This window comes from Kitasatospora sp. SC0581, from assembly GCF_048159585.1.
In the GTDB taxonomy this organism is placed as follows: domain Bacteria; phylum Actinomycetota; class Actinomycetes; order Streptomycetales; family Streptomycetaceae; genus Kitasatospora.
On sequence record NZ_JBLRWA010000001.1, the window covers coordinates 168,308 to 186,214 of the forward strand.

14 protein-coding genes are annotated in these 17,907 nt (G+C 73.0%); 6 read left to right on the forward strand and 8 right to left on the reverse strand.

What is annotated here, in order from left to right; genetic code table 11:
- The first annotated feature begins 268 nt into the window (after positions 1–268).
- Positions 269–988, forward strand: coding sequence for a lysoplasmalogenase (locus ACLWS4_RS00705; RefSeq protein ID WP_416873034.1), 720 nt, complete (start codon positions 269–271; stop codon positions 986–988).
- A 108-nt stretch (positions 989–1,096) separates the two neighbouring features.
- Here ACLWS4_RS00705 and ACLWS4_RS00710 read toward each other — a convergent pair whose 3' ends face one another.
- The 7 genes from ACLWS4_RS00710 to ACLWS4_RS00740 form a co-directional block, all read right to left on the reverse strand.
- Positions 1,097–1,720 (reverse strand): hypothetical protein, encoded by a 624-nt coding sequence (locus ACLWS4_RS00710; protein ID WP_049654489.1) that lies wholly within the window; start codon positions 1,718–1,720, stop codon positions 1,097–1,099.
- 210 nt (positions 1,721–1,930) lie between these two features.
- A complete protein-coding gene (locus ACLWS4_RS00715; RefSeq protein ID WP_049654497.1) occupies positions 1,931–2,773 on the reverse strand; it encodes an exodeoxyribonuclease III in 843 nt (280 codons plus the stop codon).
- Between the two features lie 87 nt (positions 2,774–2,860).
- A complete protein-coding gene (gene ggt / locus ACLWS4_RS00720) occupies positions 2,861–4,651 on the reverse strand; it encodes a gamma-glutamyltransferase (RefSeq protein ID WP_416873035.1) in 1,791 nt (596 codons plus the stop codon).
- Between the two features lie 139 nt (positions 4,652–4,790).
- A complete protein-coding gene (locus tag ACLWS4_RS00725) occupies positions 4,791–5,897 on the reverse strand; it encodes an ROK family glucokinase (RefSeq protein ID WP_049654486.1) in 1,107 nt (368 codons plus the stop codon).
- A complete protein-coding gene (locus ACLWS4_RS00730; protein ID WP_416873036.1) occupies positions 5,894–6,796 on the reverse strand; it encodes an ATP-binding cassette domain-containing protein in 903 nt (300 codons plus the stop codon). Before ACLWS4_RS00730 ends, ACLWS4_RS00725 begins: the two co-directional genes overlap by 4 nt.
- Before the next feature lie 38 nt (positions 6,797–6,834).
- Positions 6,835–7,881 carry an ABC transporter permease gene (locus ACLWS4_RS00735; RefSeq protein ID WP_380744170.1) on the reverse strand — a complete coding sequence of 349 codons (1,047 nt, stop codon included), beginning with the start codon at positions 7,879–7,881 and terminating at the stop codon, positions 6,835–6,837.
- A complete protein-coding gene (locus ACLWS4_RS00740; RefSeq protein ID WP_416873037.1) occupies positions 7,878–8,897 on the reverse strand; it encodes a substrate-binding domain-containing protein in 1,020 nt (339 codons plus the stop codon). Before ACLWS4_RS00740 ends, ACLWS4_RS00735 begins: the two co-directional genes overlap by 4 nt.
- A gap of 311 nt (positions 8,898–9,208) precedes the next feature.
- Between ACLWS4_RS00740 and ACLWS4_RS00745 the strand changes: the two genes are divergently transcribed.
- Positions 9,209–10,342 (forward strand): alpha/beta hydrolase, encoded by a 1,134-nt coding sequence (locus ACLWS4_RS00745; RefSeq protein ID WP_049654481.1) that lies wholly within the window; start codon positions 9,209–9,211, stop codon positions 10,340–10,342.
- Positions 10,343–10,426: 84 nt separating this feature from the next.
- On the opposite strand, the gene ACLWS4_RS00750 is transcribed toward ACLWS4_RS00745, so the two are convergent.
- Positions 10,427–12,037 carry a PucR family transcriptional regulator gene (locus tag ACLWS4_RS00750; protein WP_074004317.1) on the reverse strand — a complete coding sequence of 537 codons (1,611 nt, stop codon included), beginning with the start codon at positions 12,035–12,037 and terminating at the stop codon, positions 10,427–10,429.
- 299 nt (positions 12,038–12,336) lie between these two features.
- Between ACLWS4_RS00750 and ACLWS4_RS00755 the strand changes: the two genes are divergently transcribed.
- The 4 genes from ACLWS4_RS00755 (at position 12,337) to ACLWS4_RS00770 (ending at position 17,863) form a co-directional block, all read left to right on the forward strand.
- On the forward strand, positions 12,337–13,224 hold the full coding sequence (locus ACLWS4_RS00755) for an FAD binding domain-containing protein (protein WP_416873038.1): 888 nt from the start codon (positions 12,337–12,339) through the stop codon (positions 13,222–13,224).
- Entirely contained in the window at positions 13,221–13,709 is a 489-nt protein-coding gene (locus ACLWS4_RS00760; protein WP_074004315.1) for a (2Fe-2S)-binding protein, read from the forward strand. The genes ACLWS4_RS00755 and ACLWS4_RS00760 overlap by 4 nt, the downstream gene beginning before the upstream one ends.
- Positions 13,706–16,072, forward strand: a complete 2,367-nt coding sequence (gene pucD / locus ACLWS4_RS00765; RefSeq protein WP_198959433.1) for a xanthine dehydrogenase subunit D — start codon at positions 13,706–13,708, stop codon at positions 16,070–16,072. Before ACLWS4_RS00760 ends, pucD begins: the two co-directional genes overlap by 4 nt.
- 291 nt (positions 16,073–16,363) lie before the next feature.
- Positions 16,364–17,863 (forward strand): NCS2 family permease, encoded by a 1,500-nt coding sequence (locus tag ACLWS4_RS00770; protein ID WP_387969346.1) that lies wholly within the window; start codon positions 16,364–16,366, stop codon positions 17,861–17,863.
- Positions 17,864–17,907 lie beyond the last annotated feature (44 nt).

Genomic DNA, 17,907 nt, shown 5'->3' on the forward strand with positions numbered 1-17,907 from the left:
CGGCCACCCGGGTGGCGCCGACCGCGTAGTCCTGCTGATCCATGTCGGGGTCCAGACTAGACGGTGCCCGGGCCACCCGACCGCAGCAACCGCCCTCCTGAGGAACTCTCCGCAAGAGCCCTCGAAGCGGCCGACCGCGCTCCGCTCACCGGCCACCCCGTCATCCGCCGCACCCCGCCCGGGTTACGCACCGGTAACCGACCCTTCCGCCGCCGGTCCGGCTCCTCTAGGGTCGGTCCGAAGCAGCGGATCACCGAGAGGCGCACGCATGACCGTCCGTACCACCACCCGCGTCGGCCTCGGGGCGCGCCTGCGCTCGGCCACCGGCCTGCTGGGCGGCTTCGCGGCCACCTCGGCGGCGCACCTGGGCGCGATCGCCTCCGGCGCCTCGGTGCTCCAGAACGCCACCAAGCCGGCCCTGATGCCGCTGCTGGCCGCGCACAGCGTGGCGGCGGCCGCGAAGGCCGGACGGGAGGCGCCGAAGCTGCTGGCGCCGGCGCTGCTGCTGAGCGCGGGCGGCGACGTGCTGCTCCAGCTGAAGAACGACCCCGCGTTCCTCGCGGGCATGGGCTCGTTCGCGGCGGCGCACGTCTGCTACGTGACGATGTTCGTCCAGGGCGGCGCGCTCACCGACCGCCGCCGGGCCCTGGTGGTCGCGGCCGCGTACGCGACGGCCTGGGTGGCCCTGGTCGGGCAGCTCTGGCCGGACCTCGGGGACCTGCGCGTCCCGGTGGCCGGCTACAGCCTGCTGCTCGCGTCGACGGCCGTCACCTCGGCCGGGCTGGGCTGGCGGACCGGGCTGGGCGGGGCGCTGTTCCTGCTCTCCGACACGCTGATCGCCACCCAGCTGGCGAAGTGGCGGGAGCTGCCGGGCCATCAGTTCTGGATCATGGCGACCTATGTGCTGGCCCAGTACCTGCTGGCCGACGGCACCCTCCGCCACCAGGACCGGCTGCACCGCGAGGACGCCGAACCGCGGACCGCCTGACGCACCGGCGCTCCGGAGAACCGGCACGCCGTCCCGACACGCCGCCGCGCCGCCGATCCCGTCGGGATCCAGCGGCGCGGCGCAGGGGCACAGTGGGGCGCGAGGCCTTCAGGCACCGCGCCTCCGCAGCAGCCAGAAGCCGCCGACCCCGCCCGCGACCAGCGCGAGGCCGCCGGCCAGCTCCCCCGGGTTCGCCGCGACCGAACCGCCGAGGCCGGTCTGCACGGCGCCGTGCGGGGCGACCTGCTGGTTGCCGGCGCCGGACTGCCCGAGCGAACCGGCCCACTCCCCCGCGGCCTCGCCCCACTCGCCGAGACCCGGGTTCTTCTGGGGGTTCTTGTCGCCGCCCTTGTCACCGCCCCTGTCGGGCACGGCCACGGTGGTGACCGTGACGCTGGTGGCGAAGGCCCCGCCGTCCGGGCAGGTGCCGTCGACCTTGCTGTCCCCGGCGTGCTGGCCGGCCAGCCGGGCGGAGCCGCTGTGCTTGCCGTCGGGGCCCAGGGTGAGGGTCGCCGGCCCTCCCTCGAAGGCGGCGGAGCGGGCGGTGATGGTCTTGGCGTCGGGCTTGTCCGACTTCTCGCAGGAGACCGTGACCGTCACGGTCTGGCCCGGTGCGGCCTGGGACGGGCTGACCGACGCGGAACCGTCCCTGGCGGATGCGAGGGGGGCCGTCAGGCCGGTCAGCGCCGTCGCGCCGATCAGGGCGGCGGCGGCCGTACGCATGGGGCGCATACCGGAACCTCCGGGATTCTCGGGCGCAGCCGGGGACTCCCATGTCCACGTGGTCGAGCAACTGCACCCGGTCATTCACCGACGGTAGGGACGCGCCCCACGCTCGGCCAGCGCTCACGACCGTTCGGGTTACGACCCGTGACCCGTCGTGACGCCCGCGGCGGGGCTCAGCCGTGGCGCTCACCCGGAGTGGCGCTCACGCGGTGCGGCTCAGAGGTCGAGGTCCACCACGACCGGCGCGTGGTCCGAGGTGCCCTTGCCCTTGCGGGCCTCGCGGTCCACGTAGCTGTCGGTGACGGCCTCGACGAAGGGCTTGTTGGCGTAGGTGAGGTCGATCCGCATGCCCCGGTTCTTGGGGAAGGCCAGCTGACGGTAGTCCCAGTAGGTGTACGGGTGGTCGTACTTGAGCGGGCGGGGCAGCACGTCCTGGAGGCCGATCCCGTCGAGGGCCGCCAGTGCGGCGCGCTCGACCGGGGTGACGTGGGTGAGGCCCTCGAAGGCGGCGGCGTCGAAGACGTCGTCGTCGGTCGGGGCGATGTTGAAGTCCCCGAGGACGGCGAACGGGCGGGGGCCGGCGGCGTCCTCGGTGGCGGCCTTGCGCAGCGCCTCCAGCCACTCCAGCTTGTACTGGTAGTGCGCGTGGCCGACCTCGCGGCCGTTCGGCACGTAGACCGACCAGACCCGGACCGGGCCGCAGGTGGCGGCGATGGCGCGCGGCTCGACCTCGGGCAGCAGGGCCCCGTCGGCGAAGTAGCCGGGCTGGTCGGGGAGGCCGCGCACGACGTCGTCCAGGCCGATCCGGGAGACGATCGCGACGCCGTTCCAGCGGCCGTTGCCGTGCGCGGCCGTCTCGTAGCCGAGCTCGCGGACCGCCTCGTACGGGAAGGCGTCGGCCGCGCACTTGAGCTCCTGGAGGCAGAGCACGTCGGGCTTGGCGCTCTCCAGCCACTCCAGGAGCTTGGGCAGCCGCGCGGTGACGGAGTTGATGTTCCAGGTGGCGATGCGGACGGTCACGGCGGGCGGCCTTCCCGGTGGTTCGGTGCGGACGGACATGCAGTCGGGCATACGGACGGGGTGGGCCGCCCCTCGTGCGGGAGGCCCACCCCGAACATACCGCCCGGCACCGACAGGCCGGCCCGGTCAGCCCGCGGGCCGGACCACCGCGGCCGAGCCGCCGCCGCGCCGCACCGGCTCGGCGGCGGCCACCCAGCGGCCGTCCGGCAGCCGTTCCACGCCGGTGGCGGCACCGATCTCGCCGCCGTTGACGAAACTGTGTCCGAGGCCCTCCAGCGCGGCCCGCTCGGGCAGCGCCAGGAAGGCGGGCTCGGCCTGGGTGGTGGCGCTGTTGCGCTGGCTGGCGCGCGGGGCGGCGATGGCCTGCTCCAGGCTCAGGCCCCGGTCGAGCCGACCGAGCAGCACCTGGAGGGTGGTGGTGATGATGGTCGCGCCGCCGGGGCTGCCGGTGGCCAGCAGCGGCTCGCCGTCGCGCAGCACGACCGTCGGGGACATCGAGGAGCGCGGCCGCTTGCCCGGGCCCGGCAGGTTGGGGTCGGGGACGCCCGGGGCGAGCGGGGTGAAGTCGAAGTCGGTCAGCTCGTTGTTGAGCAGGAAGCCCCGGCCGGGGACGGTGATGCCGCTGCCGCCGGTCTGCTCGATGGTGAGCGTGTAGGAGACGATGTTGCCCCAGCGGTCGGCGACCGTCAGGTGGGTGGTGTTGGGGCCCTCGTACGGCTCGGGGACGGCCTGGCCGGTGTCGGCGCAGGGGGCCGGGTGGCGCGGGTCGCCGGGGGCGAGCGGGCTGGTCAGCGCGTGGTCCGGGCTGACCAGGCAGGCCCGGGAGGCGGCGTAGCGCTCGGAGAGCAGTTCCCTGGTGGGGACGTCGCTGAAGGCCGGGTCGCCGACCCAGCGGTTGCGGTCGGCGAAGGAGATCCGGGAGGCCTCCAGGAAGTGGTGGTAGTACTGGGTGCCGCTGTACGTGGAGACGTCGCCGCCGTCCTCCAGGATGTTGAGCGCCTCGCCGACGGTGGTGCCGCCGGAGCTGGAGGGGGCCATCGCGTAGACGTCGTAGGCGCCGTGGGAGACGTGGGTGGGCGCCTGGTCGCGGACCCGGTAGTCGGCGAGGTCGGTGGTGTCGACCTTGCCGGGGCGGGCGTTGCGGCCGGACGCCGGGTCGACCGGCGGGTGCTGCACGGTGTTGGCGATGTCCTTGGCCAACTCGCCCTGGTAGAAGGCCTTGACGCCGTCCTTGGCGAGCAGCCGGTAGGTGGCGGCGAGGTCGGGGTTGCGCAGCACGCTGCCGGTCTCGGGGGGCTTGCCGTTCGGCAGGTAGAGCGCGGCGGTGGCCGGGAAGTCCTTGAACCGGGCGTAGTTGTCGGCGGTCTGGCCGCGGAAGGTGTCGTCGACGACGAAGCCGTGGTCGGCGATCCGCTCGGCCGGTTCGAGGTTCTGGGCGAGCGAGCGGGTGCCCCACTTGCGCAGTGCGGCGTCCCAGGTGGCGGGGGTGCCGGGGATTCCGACGGACAGGCCGCTGGTGACGGCGTCGGCGAAGGCCAGCGGTTTGCCGTCCTCCAGGAACAGGCCGCTGTCGGCGGTGCGGCCGGCCGTCTCCCGGCCGTCGATGGTGTGCACCCGGCCGGTGGCGTGGTCGTAGTAGACGAAGTACCCGCCGCCGCCGATGCCGGAGGAGTACGGCTCGGTGACCCCGAGGGCCGCGGCGGCGGCGACGGCCGCGTCCACCGCGTTGCCGCCCTTGCGCAGCACCTCGATGCCGGCGGCGGTGGCGTCGGCGTCGACGGTGGCGACCGCTCCGCCCCGGCCCACCGCCTCGGGCACCTTCGTCGGCGGGGTCGCGGCGCCGGCCGGTCCGACGCCGGACCAGACCAGCGCGGTGGCGAGCAGCAGTGGTGGTGCGAGACGGGTCAGAGCCCTCATCCGAATCCTCCTGAGTCTGCGTCAACTCAGTTGTTCCACAGGAGGGATGATCCGACAACCACACCGCGCCGCTACCAACGGGTAGTTGGCGGGGCGGGCGGGGGCGCCAGGAGAACAGCCGGCAGGCGCCCCCACCCCGCTACAGCGCGCTGCGCTCCACCCGCCGCCGCTTGATCGTGCGGAAGCGCCGCGCCACCTGCCGGGCCAGGTCGGCCGCGCCGACCAGGCCGGCCTCGTTGCCGAGGGCGGCGTGCACGATGGCGGCCTCCGGGCGGAACCCGCGCCCGGTGAGGGTGCGGCGGAAGGTGTCCCGGGCCGGACCGAGCAGCAGGTCACCGGCCTCGGAGACCCCGCCGCCGATCACGAAGCGGCCCGGGTCCAGCGCGGCGGCCAGGTTGGCGATGCCGACGCCGAGCCAGGTGCCGACCTCGTAGAGCAGCTCGGTCGCGACCGGGTCGCCCTCCTGGGCGGCCTCGGTGACCAGCGGCCCGGTGATGCCCTCGACCGTGCCGCCCGCCCGGGCCAGCAGCGGCTGCACCACCGGCGACTCCTCGGCGACCAGCTCGCGCGCGTCGCGCACCAGGGCGTTGCCGGAGGAGTACTGCTCCCAGCAGCCCCGGTTGCCGCACGGGCAGCGGTGGCCGCCGGGCAGCACCTGCATGTGCCCGAACTCGCCCGCCAGGCCGTACTTGCCGCGGTCCACGTAGCCGTCCCGGACCACCGCGCCGCCGATGCCGGTGCCCAGGGTGAGCATCACCATGTGGTCCTCGCCGCGCCCGGCGCCGAAGCGCCACTCGGCCCAGGCGGCCGCGTTGGCGTCGTTCTCCACGATCACCGGGAACCGCAGCCGCTCGCTGAGCGCCTCCCGGAGCGGCTCGTTGCGCCAGTTGAGGTGCGGGGCGAACAGCACCTTGGAGCGGTCGGCGTCGACCCAGCCGGCCGCGCCGATGCCCACGGCGTGGACGTCGTGCCGGTCGGCGAGCTGGAGCACCAGCTCGACGATGACGTCCTCGACCACCTTGGGGCTCTTGCTCTTGTGCGGCGTGTCCGTGCGCAGCTTCTCCAGCACCTTGCCCTCGCCGTCCACCACCCCGGCGACCACCTTGGTGCCGCCGATGTCGACACCGATCGTGGGCAGCCGCAGTATCCCGGCGGGCAGGGCGCGGCGGCGGCGCTCGGCGCGCGGGCCGAGGCCGAGCAGGGTCGGCAGGACGGGTGGCCGGGTGCTGCCTTGGGAGCCGGTCACGGCTGCGGACGCTCCTCACGGGTGTCGGGTTCTCGGGGGTCGGATTCTCCGGAAGCCGATTCTCCGCCACCGGGGAGCCCGGTGCCGGAGCCGCCGGGGTCGGAGCCACGGGGGTCGGAGAGCGACGGTCGGGCCAGCTCGTGCGAGAGCTCGGCGAGGTCGGAGCCGCCGGCCATCTCGGTGGTGAGCTGTTCGAGGCTGATCTCGGCACGCGGATGGCTGCCCGCCATCCGGCCCCGCCGGAGCAGGGTGAAGTGGTCGCCGACCAGGTACGCGTGGTGCGGGTTGTGGGTGATCAGCACGACCCCCAGCCCGGCGTCGCGGGCGGCGGTGACGTACTTGAGCACCACCCCGGACTGCTTGACGCCGAGCGCGGCGGTGGGCTCGTCCAGGATCAGCACCTTGGCGCCGAAGTGCACCGCGCGGGCGATCGCCACGCACTGGCGCTGCCCGCCGGAGAGGGTGCCGATCGGCCGGTCGACGTCGTACAGGTCGATGCCCATCCGCGCGAGCGCGTCGCGGGTGGTGGCGCGCATCCCCTCGGCGTCCAGCCGCAGGCCGCCCCAGCGGCGCATGCCCTGCTCGGAGCCGAGGAAGAAGTTGCGCCAGACCGGCATCAGCGGGACGACCGCGAGGTCCTGGTAGACGGTGGCGATGCCGCGGTCCAGGGCCTGGCGCGGGGAGTCGAAGCGGACCGCCTCGCCGCCGACGGTGACGGTGCCCTCGTCGTGCTGGTGCAGCCCGGAGATGATCTTGATCAGGGTGGACTTGCCGGCCCCGTTGTCGCCGAGCACGCAGCTGATCTCGCCGGCCCGCAGGGTCAGCGAGACGTCCTGGAGCGCCCGGACGGTGCCGTAGCTCTTGCCGACGCCGTCGAGGGAGAGCAGTTCGGTACCCATCGCTTCCGTGTTCGTCGCGGCCCCCGTGAGGTCCGTGTTCATCGCGGCCCCCGCTCGGCCCGGCGCTTGACGTAGGCGTTCAGCAGCGCGGCCAGCAGCAGCATCGCGCCGAGGAAGAACTTGAACCAGTCCGGGTTCCACTGGGCGTAGATGATCCCCTTGCTGGCCATGCCGAAGATCAGCGCGCCGAGCGCGGAGCCCACCACCGAGCCGTAGCCGCCGGTGATCAGGCAGCCGCCGATGACCGCCGCGACGATGTAGATCAGCTCGTTGCCGACGCCCTCGCCGGACTGCACGGTGTCGAAGGAGAACAGCAGGTGCTGACCGAGCACCCAGGCGCCGAAGCCGACACCCAGGTACAGCAGGGTCTTCGTCCGGGCGACCGGCACGCCGACCGCGCGGGCCGCGTCCGCGTCGCCGCCGACCGCGAAGATCCAGTTGCCGAAGCGGGTGCGCAGCAGCACCCAGCTGCCGACCACGAGCAGGCCGAGCCACCACCAGACGGTGGCCTTGATGGTCAGCCCGCCGACGGTCACCTCGGAGGCGAACAGCCAGCGGCAGGCGGCGAAGCCCTCCATGTCGGAGATCGACTTGGTGGAGACGGTGCCGGAGATCGCCTTGGTGACGCCCAGGTTGGCGCCGGTCAGCATCAGGAAGGTGCCGAGCGTGACGATGAAGCTGGGCAGCCTGGTGCGGCCGAGCATCCAGCCGTTGAACCCGCCGATGGCCAGCGTGGTCGCCAGCGAGACCAGCACGCCGACCCAGGTCACCGCGGTGAACTGGTACGAGACCATCGAGGAGGTCAGCGCGGCGGTGGTGACCAGCACGCCGGCCGACAGGTCGAACTCGCCGCCGATCATCAGCAGCGAGACCGGCACCGCCATGATCCCGATGGTGGAGGCCGCGTACAGCACGGTGCCCAGCGAGGAGACCCGCAGGAACGGTTCGGCGACGACGGCGAAGACCGTGAAGACCGCGACGGCGGCGATCAGCGAGCCCAGCTCGGGGCGGGCGAGGAGCCGCCGCAGGGCCGCCGGACGGCCGTCGACCAGGCCGTCGTGGGCGAGGAGGTCGGGGGTGCTCACCTGGTCCCCCTCGCGACGTACTCGGCGAGCGCGTCGGCGTTGTCCTTGGTCAGGATCTGCGGACCGGTCTCGACGGGCTTGCCGCCGCCGAGCATGTTCAGGTTGTACTTGTACAGCCAGACCAGGTCGACGCCGGTGTAGCCCTGGAGGTAGGGCTGCTGGTCGACGACGAAGCCGACGCTGCCGGACTTGAGCCCGGACACCACCTGCGTGCCCAGGTCGAAGGTGTCCAGTTCGACGGTGCGGTGGGCGTCCTGGACGGCCTGGAGGCCGGTGGCGGCCATCGGGCCGGAGAGGGTGAGCACGGTGTCGATGGACGGGTCGGCCTGCAGCTTGGCGGAGATCGCGGCGCGGGCGTCGGGCATGTCGACGCCGTTGACGTAGAGCACCTGGAAGGCTCCGCCGGACTTGGACTGGGCGCCGGAGCAGCGCTGCTCCTGGCCGACGTTGCCCTGCTCGTGGATCACGCAGAGCACGTTCTTGCGGCCGCGCGAGGCCAGCTCGGTACCGGCCGCCTGGCCGGCGGTGGACTCGTCCTGACCGATGTGGGTCAGCGCGCCGAACTTCTGCGAGTACTCCTGGCCGGAGTTGATCGTGATCACGGGGATGCCGGCGGCCTTGGCCTTGCCGAGGACGTCCGCCATGGCGTCGCCCTTGGCGAGGGTGACCAGCAGGCCGTCGACCTTCTGGTCGATGGCGGCCTGGACGAGCTGGACCTGGTTCTGGGTCTGCGCGTCGTTGGAGTACAGGAAGGTGATGTTGTCCTTGGCGGCGGCCTGCTCGGCGCCCTTGCGCACAGTGTCCCAGAAGGCGTCGCCGGCTCCGGCGTGGGTCACCATGGCGACCTTCCAGCGCGGAGTCGAGACGGCGCCGCCGCCGGTGGCCGCGGCCTTGGCGCGGGCCTCCTCGGCGCGTCTGCCTCCAGTACTGCTGCAACCGGCCACGGCGACCGCGAGTGCCAGGACGGCACACGCGGGCCAGAGGCGGTGGGACGGGCGAAAGCGGGTGATGCTCATCCCCATAGTCTCCCTGCCCGTGCCGCGCGGTATCGCACCGCCTCGCCCGGCAGCGCGAACGGCCTGGGAGGTAAGGTGCCCCGGGGGACCTTTCCTGGTAGTTCGCTGAACATCTGGTCCGGACGACGTCCGTTCGGGTGGCAGACTAGGCGCCGATCCGAAGGCGGTTCATCACAAGAAAGTGATGTTCCTCTCAGGTTCCGCACAGATTCGGACGGCAACCGATCACCGGTCCATCGCCGTCTGATGCCATTGACGTGCGTTCGGGCGAGTGGGCCCCGGGCGGCGTGCGACCCGGATACGAGAACTCGATGGAACTGACAGGTACGCCATTCTTCCTCCTCACCGTCATCCTGGTGCCGGTGTCCATCACAGTGGCGTTGCTGTTCTGGGGGAAGGTCGGCGGCCCGCAGCCGGTACGCTACCTCACCCGGATCGTCATGATCATGTTCTGCCAGGTCACGGCCGTCCTGATGGTCTTCGTGATGGTCAACAACGCCAACCTGATCTACGGCAACTGGGACGACCTGCTCGGCACCGGCAACCACGTCCGCGCGGTGCCCGTGGTGGCGCCGGTCGACCCGGCCGCGGCCGCCGCCGGCGGCCAGGGCGCCGAGCCCGCCAAGGAGCCGCAGAAGGTCAAGCAGAGCTTCGGCGGCGTGAACGACCCGCTCGTCCCGAACGACGTGCAGCGGACCGAGCTCAAGGGCCAGGTGTCCGGGGTCGACGGCGAGGTGCTGGTCTGGCTGCCGCCGCAGTACAACGACCCGGCGTTCAAGGACAAGAAGTTCCCCGTGGTCGAGCTGATCCCGGGCTACCCCGGCTCCTCCTCCACCTGGTACGGCACCCTCAAGGTCTCCGAGCAGCTCAAGCCGCTGATGCAGCAGGGCAAGGTCGCCCCGTTCATCCTGGTCTCGCCCCGCACGAAGCTGCTGAACAACCAGGACGCCGGCTGCACCGACATCCCCGGCAAGATCAACGCCGACGCCTGGGTCACCCGCGACGTCCCGCAGATGGTGCTGGACAACTTCCGCGCCGACCCGTCCGCGGACCGCTGGGCGATCGCCGGCTACTCGGCCGGCGCGCACTGCGCGGCCAAGCTGTCGCTGGCCCACCCCAACCGGTACCGGGCCGCCATCGCGATGTCCGGCTACAACGACCCGGCCCAGGAGCCGGACTCCCTGGTCGGCAAGGACGCCAAGCTGCGCGAGGCCAACAACCCGGTCAACATCCTGAAGACCGCCCCGCAGCCGCCGAAGGTCGCCCTGCTGGTCAGCGGCTCCAAGGGCGACGGCTACGAGGACGGCGAGGCGATCCGCGCCGCGGCCAAGGCCCCGACCACCGTCCAGGTCGAGGAGGGCACCGGCCCGCACACCACCGAGCAGTGGAAGAAGATGGTCCCCGCCGCCTTCCAGTGGCTGACCTCGGTCATCCCGGTCCAGTAGGCCGGCCGGCAACAGCGAACCGTACGGGAAGGGCCCGCCGCGACCGAGGTCGCGGCGGGCCCTTCCGCTTGTCCGGGCGCGGCGTCAGGCCAGCTCCAGCGCCAGGTAGAAGTCCACTCGGTCTTCCAGCCGGGAGAGGTCACGCCCGGTCAGCTCCTCGATCCGGCCGATCCGGTACCGCAGGGTGTTCACGTGGACGTGCAGCTGCGCGGCGCAGCGGGTCCAGGAGCCGTCCGAGCGCAGGAAGGCCTCCAGGGTGCGGACCAGGTCCGCCTGGTGCTCGATGTCGTACGCGATCACCGTGTCCAGCAGCCGGCTGCGGAAGGCCCGGCGCACCTCGTCCGGGACGGCGGCCAGCAGCAGGACGTGCGAGGCGAGCTCCTCGGGGCCCGCGACACAGACCCGGCCGACCCGGGAGGCGGCGATCCGGCGGGCGTGCCGGGCCTCCTCCAGGGCGCCGCGCAGGCCGCCGGCCCCGGCGGCGGGGGCGGAGACGCCGAGGGTGATCCGGCCCTCCGAGCCGAGCCCGGCCTCCAGCGGGGCGAGCAGTTCGCGCAGGGCGTCGGCGGGCACCGGGGCGTCCAGGACGGGCAGCACCACCACGGCGCCGGTGCCCGTCCCGGCGACCAGGGCGCGGTCGGAGGCGCCGCCGAGCGCCTCCTCCAGCACCGCCCGTACGGCGCCCTCCGGCAGGCCGGTGCCCTCGGCGCTGAGCACCAGCCAGGAGCCGTCCTCCGCCTGGGACTTGGCCCCGGGGCCCTCGTAGCGGGCGGCCATCGCCGAGGAGGCGTACAGGGCGCGGCCGACCTCGGCCGGGTCGGCGTCGCGGCGCAGCAGGGCGAGCAGTTCGTCGGCGAGGCGGCGGCGCAGCCGGCGGCCCTCGTCGCGGCGGTGGCGCTCGGCGGCGACCAGCCGGGCCAGGTTCTCGGCGAGCTGCTGGCGCTTGGTGGTCCACTCGGTGACGTCGCCGGCCACCGCGAGCACCCAGTCGGCCAGCAGGCCGCCGCCGGCCGGCGGCTCGTCGTGCTCGGCGGAGGCCGGGGCGGGCAGCAGCGAGAAGGAGCCGGCGGCCAGTCGGGCCCGGTGCGGGGGGCGGCGGCGCTGGCGCTGGGCGGCGAGGTGGGCGCGGACCAGCTGGTCGCGGTCCTGGGCGGAGAGCCGGTCGGCGGGGCCGGCGATCACCGCGCCGGTCGGGGTGAGCACCCAGCAGTCCAGGTCGAGGTCGCCGCCGAGCAGGTCGAGCACCGCGTCCAGTCCGCCGCCGCCGGCCGCCGAGACCAGCAGGCGGTGCCGGTCGACCAGGGCGGCGAGGTCGGCGGCGCGGTCGGCGGAGACCTGGCGGCCGATGAACTCGGTGACGGTGCCGAAGGCGATGTCGTCGGGGACGGCGAGCAGCGGCATCCGGTGCCGGCGGCAGGCCTCGACCAGGTCCTCGGGCACCGGGCCGACCTCGGCCTCGCCGGCCGCCAGGGCCACCGCGCCGCCGGCCGCGAGGGTGCGGACGAAGCGCTCGGAGTCGGCCGGGACGGTGCGCCAGAGCATGCCGGTGAGCACCAGTTCACCGCCGTGCAGGTAGCGGCCCGGGTCCTGGAGGTCCGTCGTCATCACACCGCTGACCTGCCGGTCCAGCTCTTCCTCGGCCGCGAGCAGGCGCAGTCGCGGGGCGCCGGGGGCGAGCAGGTCACGGACGCGCATCCGCGGACTCCTTAACGGGGGCTTGGGGGGAGGGTGAAGGGGTAACGATAGGGCCTGTCCGGCCGGGCGTCCGCCCGGGTCCGTAGCCCGCGCGTCACGGCCGGATTACGGTCGTAGGTAGCACCCGGCGGACACCTGGGCTGCGAGGTTCTCCTCCTTAGAGGAACGTACAGGATGCCGGGCGGGCTCACAGCCGGGGCTTCATGCCATCGGTGACTGCCAGCGGGCCGCGTCGCGGCGGTTCACTGGGCGACACGCCGCCGGGCACCCGGCGGGCGACGACTTGAGGAGACACCCGCATGGAGTTCCTTCGGCCCGCCACCTGGGACGAGGCACTCGCGGCGAAGGCCGAGTACCCGACCGCGCTGCCTGTTTCGGGCGGCACGGACGTCATGGTCGAGCTGAACTTCGACGTGCACCGGCCATCCGCGATTCTCGACCTGAACCGCATCACCGAACTCGCCGAATGGTCGAACGACGGCGAGGTGGTGAGGCTCGGCGCCGCGGTCCCGTACGCCCGGATCATCGCGGAGCTGTCCGGTCCGCTGCCCGGGCTGGCCCTGGCGGCCCACACCGTCGGCTCGCCGCAGATCCGCAACCGCGGCAGCGTCGGCGGCAACCTCGGCGCGGCCTCCCCGGCCGGCGACTCGCATCCGGCGCTGCTCGCGGCCGGGCGGGACGTGTTCGTCGAGGCGGCCTCGGTGCGCGGCACCCGGCTGATCCCGATCGACGACTTCTACGTCGGGGTGAAGCGCAACCTCCTGGCGGCCGACGAGCTGATCCGGGCCGTGCTCATCCCGGTGGCGGACGGGCCGCAGCAGTTCTCGAAGATCGGCACCCGCAACGCCATGGTGATCGCGGTCTGCGCGTTCGGCTTCGCCCTGCACCCGCGGAACGGGACCGTCGGCACCGGCATCGGTTCGGCCGCCCCCACACCGCGCCGCGCCGTCGAGGCCGAGGAGTACCTCCAGGGCGTGCTCGCCGAGCGCGGGCTGTGGGAGTCCGGGGAGCTGCTGGGAGCCGAGGTGGTCCAGCGCTTCGGCGAGCTGGTGAAGGCCGCGGCCTCGCCGATCGACGACGTCCGCGGCACCGCCGACTACCGCCGGCACGCGCTCGCCGTGATGGCCCGCCGCACCCTCACCTGGACCTGGAACGACTACGGCAAGCAGATCAGGAGCGCGGCATGAAGGTCACTTTCACCGCCAACGGCAGGCCCGTCGAGGCCGACGACGTGTGGGAGGGCGAGAGCCTGCTGTACGTGCTGCGCGAGCGGGTCGGCCTGCCCGGCTCGAAGAACGCCTGCGAGCAGGGCGAGTGCGGCTCCTGCACGGTCTACCTGGACGGCCTCCCGGTCTGCTCCTGCCTGGTCGCGGCCGGCCAGGTGCAGGACCGCGAGGTGCGCACGGTCGAGGGCCTGGGCACGGAGGACGGCGAACTGGGCCTGGTCCAGCAGGCGTTCGTCGACGCCGGCGCCGTCCAGTGCGGCTTCTGCACCCCCGGCCTGCTGGTGCAGACCGACGCGCTGCTGGCCGAGGACCCGCAGCCGAGCGACGACGACATCCGCGAGGCGCTGTCCGGCAACCTGTGCCGCTGCACCGGCTACGAGAAGATCATGGACGCGGTGCGGCTGGCCTCGGCCCGCGCGTGCGCGGGGACGGAGGGCGCGGCGTGAGTGCGCGGACCATCCAGGGGCAGAAGAACCTGCAGAACATCAACCAGGCGGCCAAGGACGGCATCGGCGGCTCGCCGCTGCGCCCGGACGGCAACCTGAAGGTCCGGGGCGAGTTCGCCTACTCCTCCGACCTGTGGCACGAGGACATGCTCTGGGGCACGGCGCTGCGCTCGCCGCACCCCCGGGCGAACATCCTGTCGGTGGACGTCTCCGAGGCGCTCAAGGTGCCCGGGGTGTACGCGGTGCTGACGCACGAGGACATCCCCGGCTCGAAGTACTACGGCCTGGAGATCCAGGACCAGCCGGTCCTGGCCATCGACCGGATCCGCTACCACGGCGAGGCGATCGCGCTGGTCGCCGCCGACCACCCGGAGACGGCCCGCCGGGCGGTGAAGAAGATCGCGGTCGAGTACGAGGTGCTCACCCCGATCGTCACCGAGGAGCAGTGCCTCGACCCGGAGACGTACGGGTACGTGCACGAGCCGCACGAGTACAAGTCCCACGCGTACGGCAACATCTGCCACGAGCAGCGGCTGGTCTCCGGCCGCGGCGTGACCGACGAGGTGCGGGCGCTGGCGGACGTGGTCGTCAGCGGCGACTACGAGGTCGGCATGCAGGACCAGGCCTTCCTCGGCCCGGAGTCCGGCCTCGCGGTGCCCGCCGAGGACGGCGGAATCGACCTCTACATCGCCACCCAGTGGCTGCACGTCGACCGCCAGCAGATGGCGCCGGTGCTGGACCTGCCGGAGGAGAAGGTCCGGCTGACCCTGGCCGGCGTGGGCGGCGCGTTCGGCGGCCGCGAGGACCTGTCGATGCAGATCCACGCCTGCCTGCTGGCCCAGCACACCGGCAAGCCGGTCAAGATCGTCTACTCCCGGGACGAGTCCTTCTTCGGCCACGTGCACCGCCACCCGGCGCGGATGCACTACGAACACGGCGCCACCCGGGACGGCCGGCTGGTCTACGCCGACTGCCGGATCGTGCTGGACGGCGGCGCGTACGCCTCCGCCTCCCCCGCCGTGGTCGGCAACGCGGCCTCGCTCGGGCACGGCCCGTACGTGATCCCCAACGTGCGGATGCACGCCATCGCGCTGTACAGCAACAACCCGTCCTGCGGGGCGATGCGCGGCTTCGGCGCGGTGCAGGCGGCGTTCGGCTACGAGTCGCAGATGGACAAGCTGGCCGCCGCCCTGGGCATGGACCCGGTGGAGCTGCGGCAGCTCAACGCGATGTCCGAGGGCGACTTCATGCCCACCGGCCAGCAGATCGACTCCCCCGCGCCGGTGGCCGAACTGCTGCGGCGGGCCAAGGAGATGCCGCTGCCGCCGCCGCTGGACACCGAGCACCTCGACGTCCGCCGGCTGCCCGGCGCGCTGTCCAACACCTCGCACGGCGAGGGGATCGTCCGCGGCGTCGGCTATTCGGTCGGCATCAAGAACGTCGGCTTCTCCGAGGGCTTCGACGACTACTCCACCGCCCGGGTGCGGCTGGAGGTGATCGGCGGCGAGCCGGTCGCCATGGTGCACACCGCGGCGGCCGAGGTCGGCCAGGGCGGCGTCACCGTGCACGCCCAGATCGCCCGCACCGAGCTGGGCGTCGAGCAGGTCACCATCCACCCGGCCAACACCGAGGTGGGGTCGGCCGGTTCGACCTCCGCCTCGCGCCAGACGTACATGACCGGCGGGGCGGTGAAGCTGGCCGCCGAGGCCGTCCGCCGGGAGCTGTTCGACAAGGGGCGCCGTCGCTACGGCTGGACCCACGACGACCTGGTGCTGGCCGACGGCAAGGTGGTGTCGAAGAGCGCCGGCGCGCTGGTCTCCATCGTCGACCTGCTCGGCGACGAGGCCGTCGAGCAGACCCGCGAGCACCACCACCGGCCCACCCAGGCCTTCGACAAGGAGACCGGCCAGGGCTTCGGCCACGTCCAGTACACCTTCTGCGCCAACCGCGCGGTGGTGGACGTGGACGTGGAGCTGGGCCTGGTCAAGGTGGTCGAGCTCACCGCCGTCCAGGACGTCGGCAAGGCGCTCAACCCGCTCTCCGTGGTCGGCCAGATCCAGGGCGGCTGCACCCAGGCGCTGGGCCTCGCGGTGATGGAGGAGATCATCGTGCGGGAGGGCAAGGTGCGCAACGCCTCCTTCACCGACTACCTGATCCCCACCATCCTGGACACCCCGCCGATCCCGGTGGAGGTACTCGAACTGCCCGACCCCAACGCCCCGTACGGGCTGCGCGGGGTCGGCGAGGCGCCGACCGTCTCGGCGACGCCGTCCATCGTGGCCGCCATCCGCAACGCCACCGGGCTGGCGCTCAACCGGATCCCGGTCCGGCCGGAGCACCTGACCACCGAACGGCCGCTCTGACGGCCCGAGTTCGTCCTCCCCGGGGCGGCGACCGTCTTCCCCACCGCCCCGGGGACCCTAGGGCGCCCCCGCCACCCCGGAGGCGTCCCCGTACACCCGCTGCCCTGCCCACGCCGGGGCCCGCAGCGGTGCGCACCACCCTCTGATGCACCACACCCTCTGATGCACCGCGGGCACTCCCCCGCTGCTCATGAGTGCCCCCGTGAGTCGATACGTCCCCCTACGCCGCTTCGTTGACCGGCGGTCAGGTCGGCTCGCCCACCCCAACCCCCTTTGACACTTGGGATGGACATGACCAGAATCCCCACGGAGCCCGGCCCCACCGAAGACAGACCCGCCGAGGACGGACCCGCCGGGAACGAACCCGGCACGTCGCCCCAGGAAGCCCCGCGCCCCACCGGCGCACTGGACGCCTACTTCAAGATCTCGGCCCGGGGATCGACCCTCGCCAACGAACTGCGCGGTGGGGTCACCACCTTCATGGCGATGGCGTACATCATCCTGCTCAACCCGCTCATCCTGAGCGGCGCGGACGCGACCGGCGCCAAACTGGACCCCGCCGCGCTGACCACCGCCACCGCGCTGGCCGCCGCCGTCACCACCGTCCTGATGGGCCTGGTCGGCAACGTGCCGCTCGCCCTCGCCGCCGGGCTCTCCGTCTCCGGCGCGGTCTCCGCGCTGGTCGTCCCGCACACCACCTGGGCGCAGGCCATGGGCCTGTGCGTGATCTACGGCCTGCTGATCGTGCTGCTGGTCGTCTCCGGGCTGCGCGAGCGGATCATGAACGGCATCCCGCTGCCGCTCAAGCACGCCATCACCATCGGCATCGGCCTGTTCGTCACGGTGATCGGCCTCTACAAGGCCGGGTTCATGCACACCGGCGGCCCCACCCCGCTCTCGCTCGGCCCGACCGGCGAGCTGTCCGGCTGGCCGGTGCTGGTCTTCTGCGTCACCCTGCTGGCGATCTTCGTGCTGATGGCGCGCGGCGTCCGCGGCGCGATCCTGCTCGGCATCGCCGGCGGCACCGTGCTCGCGGTGATCGTCAACCGGGCCGCCCACGTGCCCGCCGGGGCCTGGCGGAACTCGGTGCCGGTCTGGCCCGGCAGCCCCGTCTCCGCACCGGACTTCGGCCTGTTCGGCCACGTCGACCTGTTCGGCGCGTTCGGCGGCCACGGCATGGGTGCGATCAGCGCCTCGGTCGCGGTGTTCACCCTGGTGCTGGCCGGCTTCTTCGACGCGATGGCCACCATCATCGGCGTCGGCACCGAGGCCGGACTGGCCGACCGGCGCGGCCGGATGCCCGGACTGTCCAAGGCGCTGTTCATCGACGGCGCGGGCGGCGCGGTCGGCGGCCTGGCGGGCGCCTCCGGGCAGACCGTCTTCGTCGAGTCCGCCACCGGCGTCGGCGACGGCGCCCGCACCGGACTCGCCTCCACCGTCACCGGCGCCCTGTTCGCGCTGATGCTGTTCTTCTCGCCGATCGCCGGGATCGTCCCGGTCGAGGTGGCCTCGGCCGCCCTGGTCGTGATCGGCTCGATGATGATGAGCCAGGCCCGGCACATCGACTGGTCCGACCGCGAGGTGGCCGTCCCGGCCTTCCTCACCTGCGTGCTGATGCCGTTCACGTACAGCATCACCGCGGGCGTCGCGGCCGGCGTCATCTCGTACACCGTCATCAAGGCCGGGCTGGGGCGCTGGCGCGAGCCCGGGGTACTGATGTGGATCCTCACCGCGGTGTTCGTGGTGTACTTCGCGATCACCCCGGTCAAGTCCTGGCTGGGCGTGCACTAGGCACCCGGACGCCTTCGCCCTGTTCGCGCCCGCGTCGGGCAGGA

Bases quoted from the DNA above. Each gene is read 5' to 3' on its own strand.
- ACLWS4_RS00740 (WP_416873037.1), bottom strand. From the start codon at position 8,897: ATGAGCATCACCCGCTTTCGCCCGTCCCACCGCCTCTGGCCCGCGTGT.
- ggt (WP_416873035.1), bottom strand. From the start codon at position 4,651: ATGAGGGCTCTGACCCGTCTCGCACCACCACTGCTGCTCGCCACCGCG.
- ACLWS4_RS00755 (WP_416873038.1), top strand. From the start codon at position 12,337: ATGGAGTTCCTTCGGCCCGCCACCTGGGACGAGGCACTCGCGGCGAAG.
- ACLWS4_RS00715 (WP_049654497.1), bottom strand. From the start codon at position 2,773: ATGTCCGTCCGCACCGAACCACCGGGAAGGCCGCCCGCCGTGACCGTC.
- ACLWS4_RS00750 (WP_074004317.1), bottom strand. From the start codon at position 12,037: ATGCGCGTCCGTGACCTGCTCGCCCCCGGCGCCCCGCGACTGCGCCTG.
- ACLWS4_RS00730 (WP_416873036.1), bottom strand. From the start codon at position 6,796: ATGGGTACCGAACTGCTCTCCCTCGACGGCGTCGGCAAGAGCTACGGC.
- ACLWS4_RS00705 (WP_416873034.1), top strand. From the start codon at position 269: ATGACCGTCCGTACCACCACCCGCGTCGGCCTCGGGGCGCGCCTGCGC.
- ACLWS4_RS00745 (WP_049654481.1), top strand. From the start codon at position 9,209: ATGGAACTGACAGGTACGCCATTCTTCCTCCTCACCGTCATCCTGGTG.
- ACLWS4_RS00760 (WP_074004315.1), top strand. From the start codon at position 13,221: ATGAAGGTCACTTTCACCGCCAACGGCAGGCCCGTCGAGGCCGACGAC.
- ACLWS4_RS00770 (WP_387969346.1), top strand. From the start codon at position 16,364: ATGACCAGAATCCCCACGGAGCCCGGCCCCACCGAAGACAGACCCGCC.
- ACLWS4_RS00710 (WP_049654489.1), bottom strand. From the start codon at position 1,720: ATGCGCCCCATGCGTACGGCCGCCGCCGCCCTGATCGGCGCGACGGCG.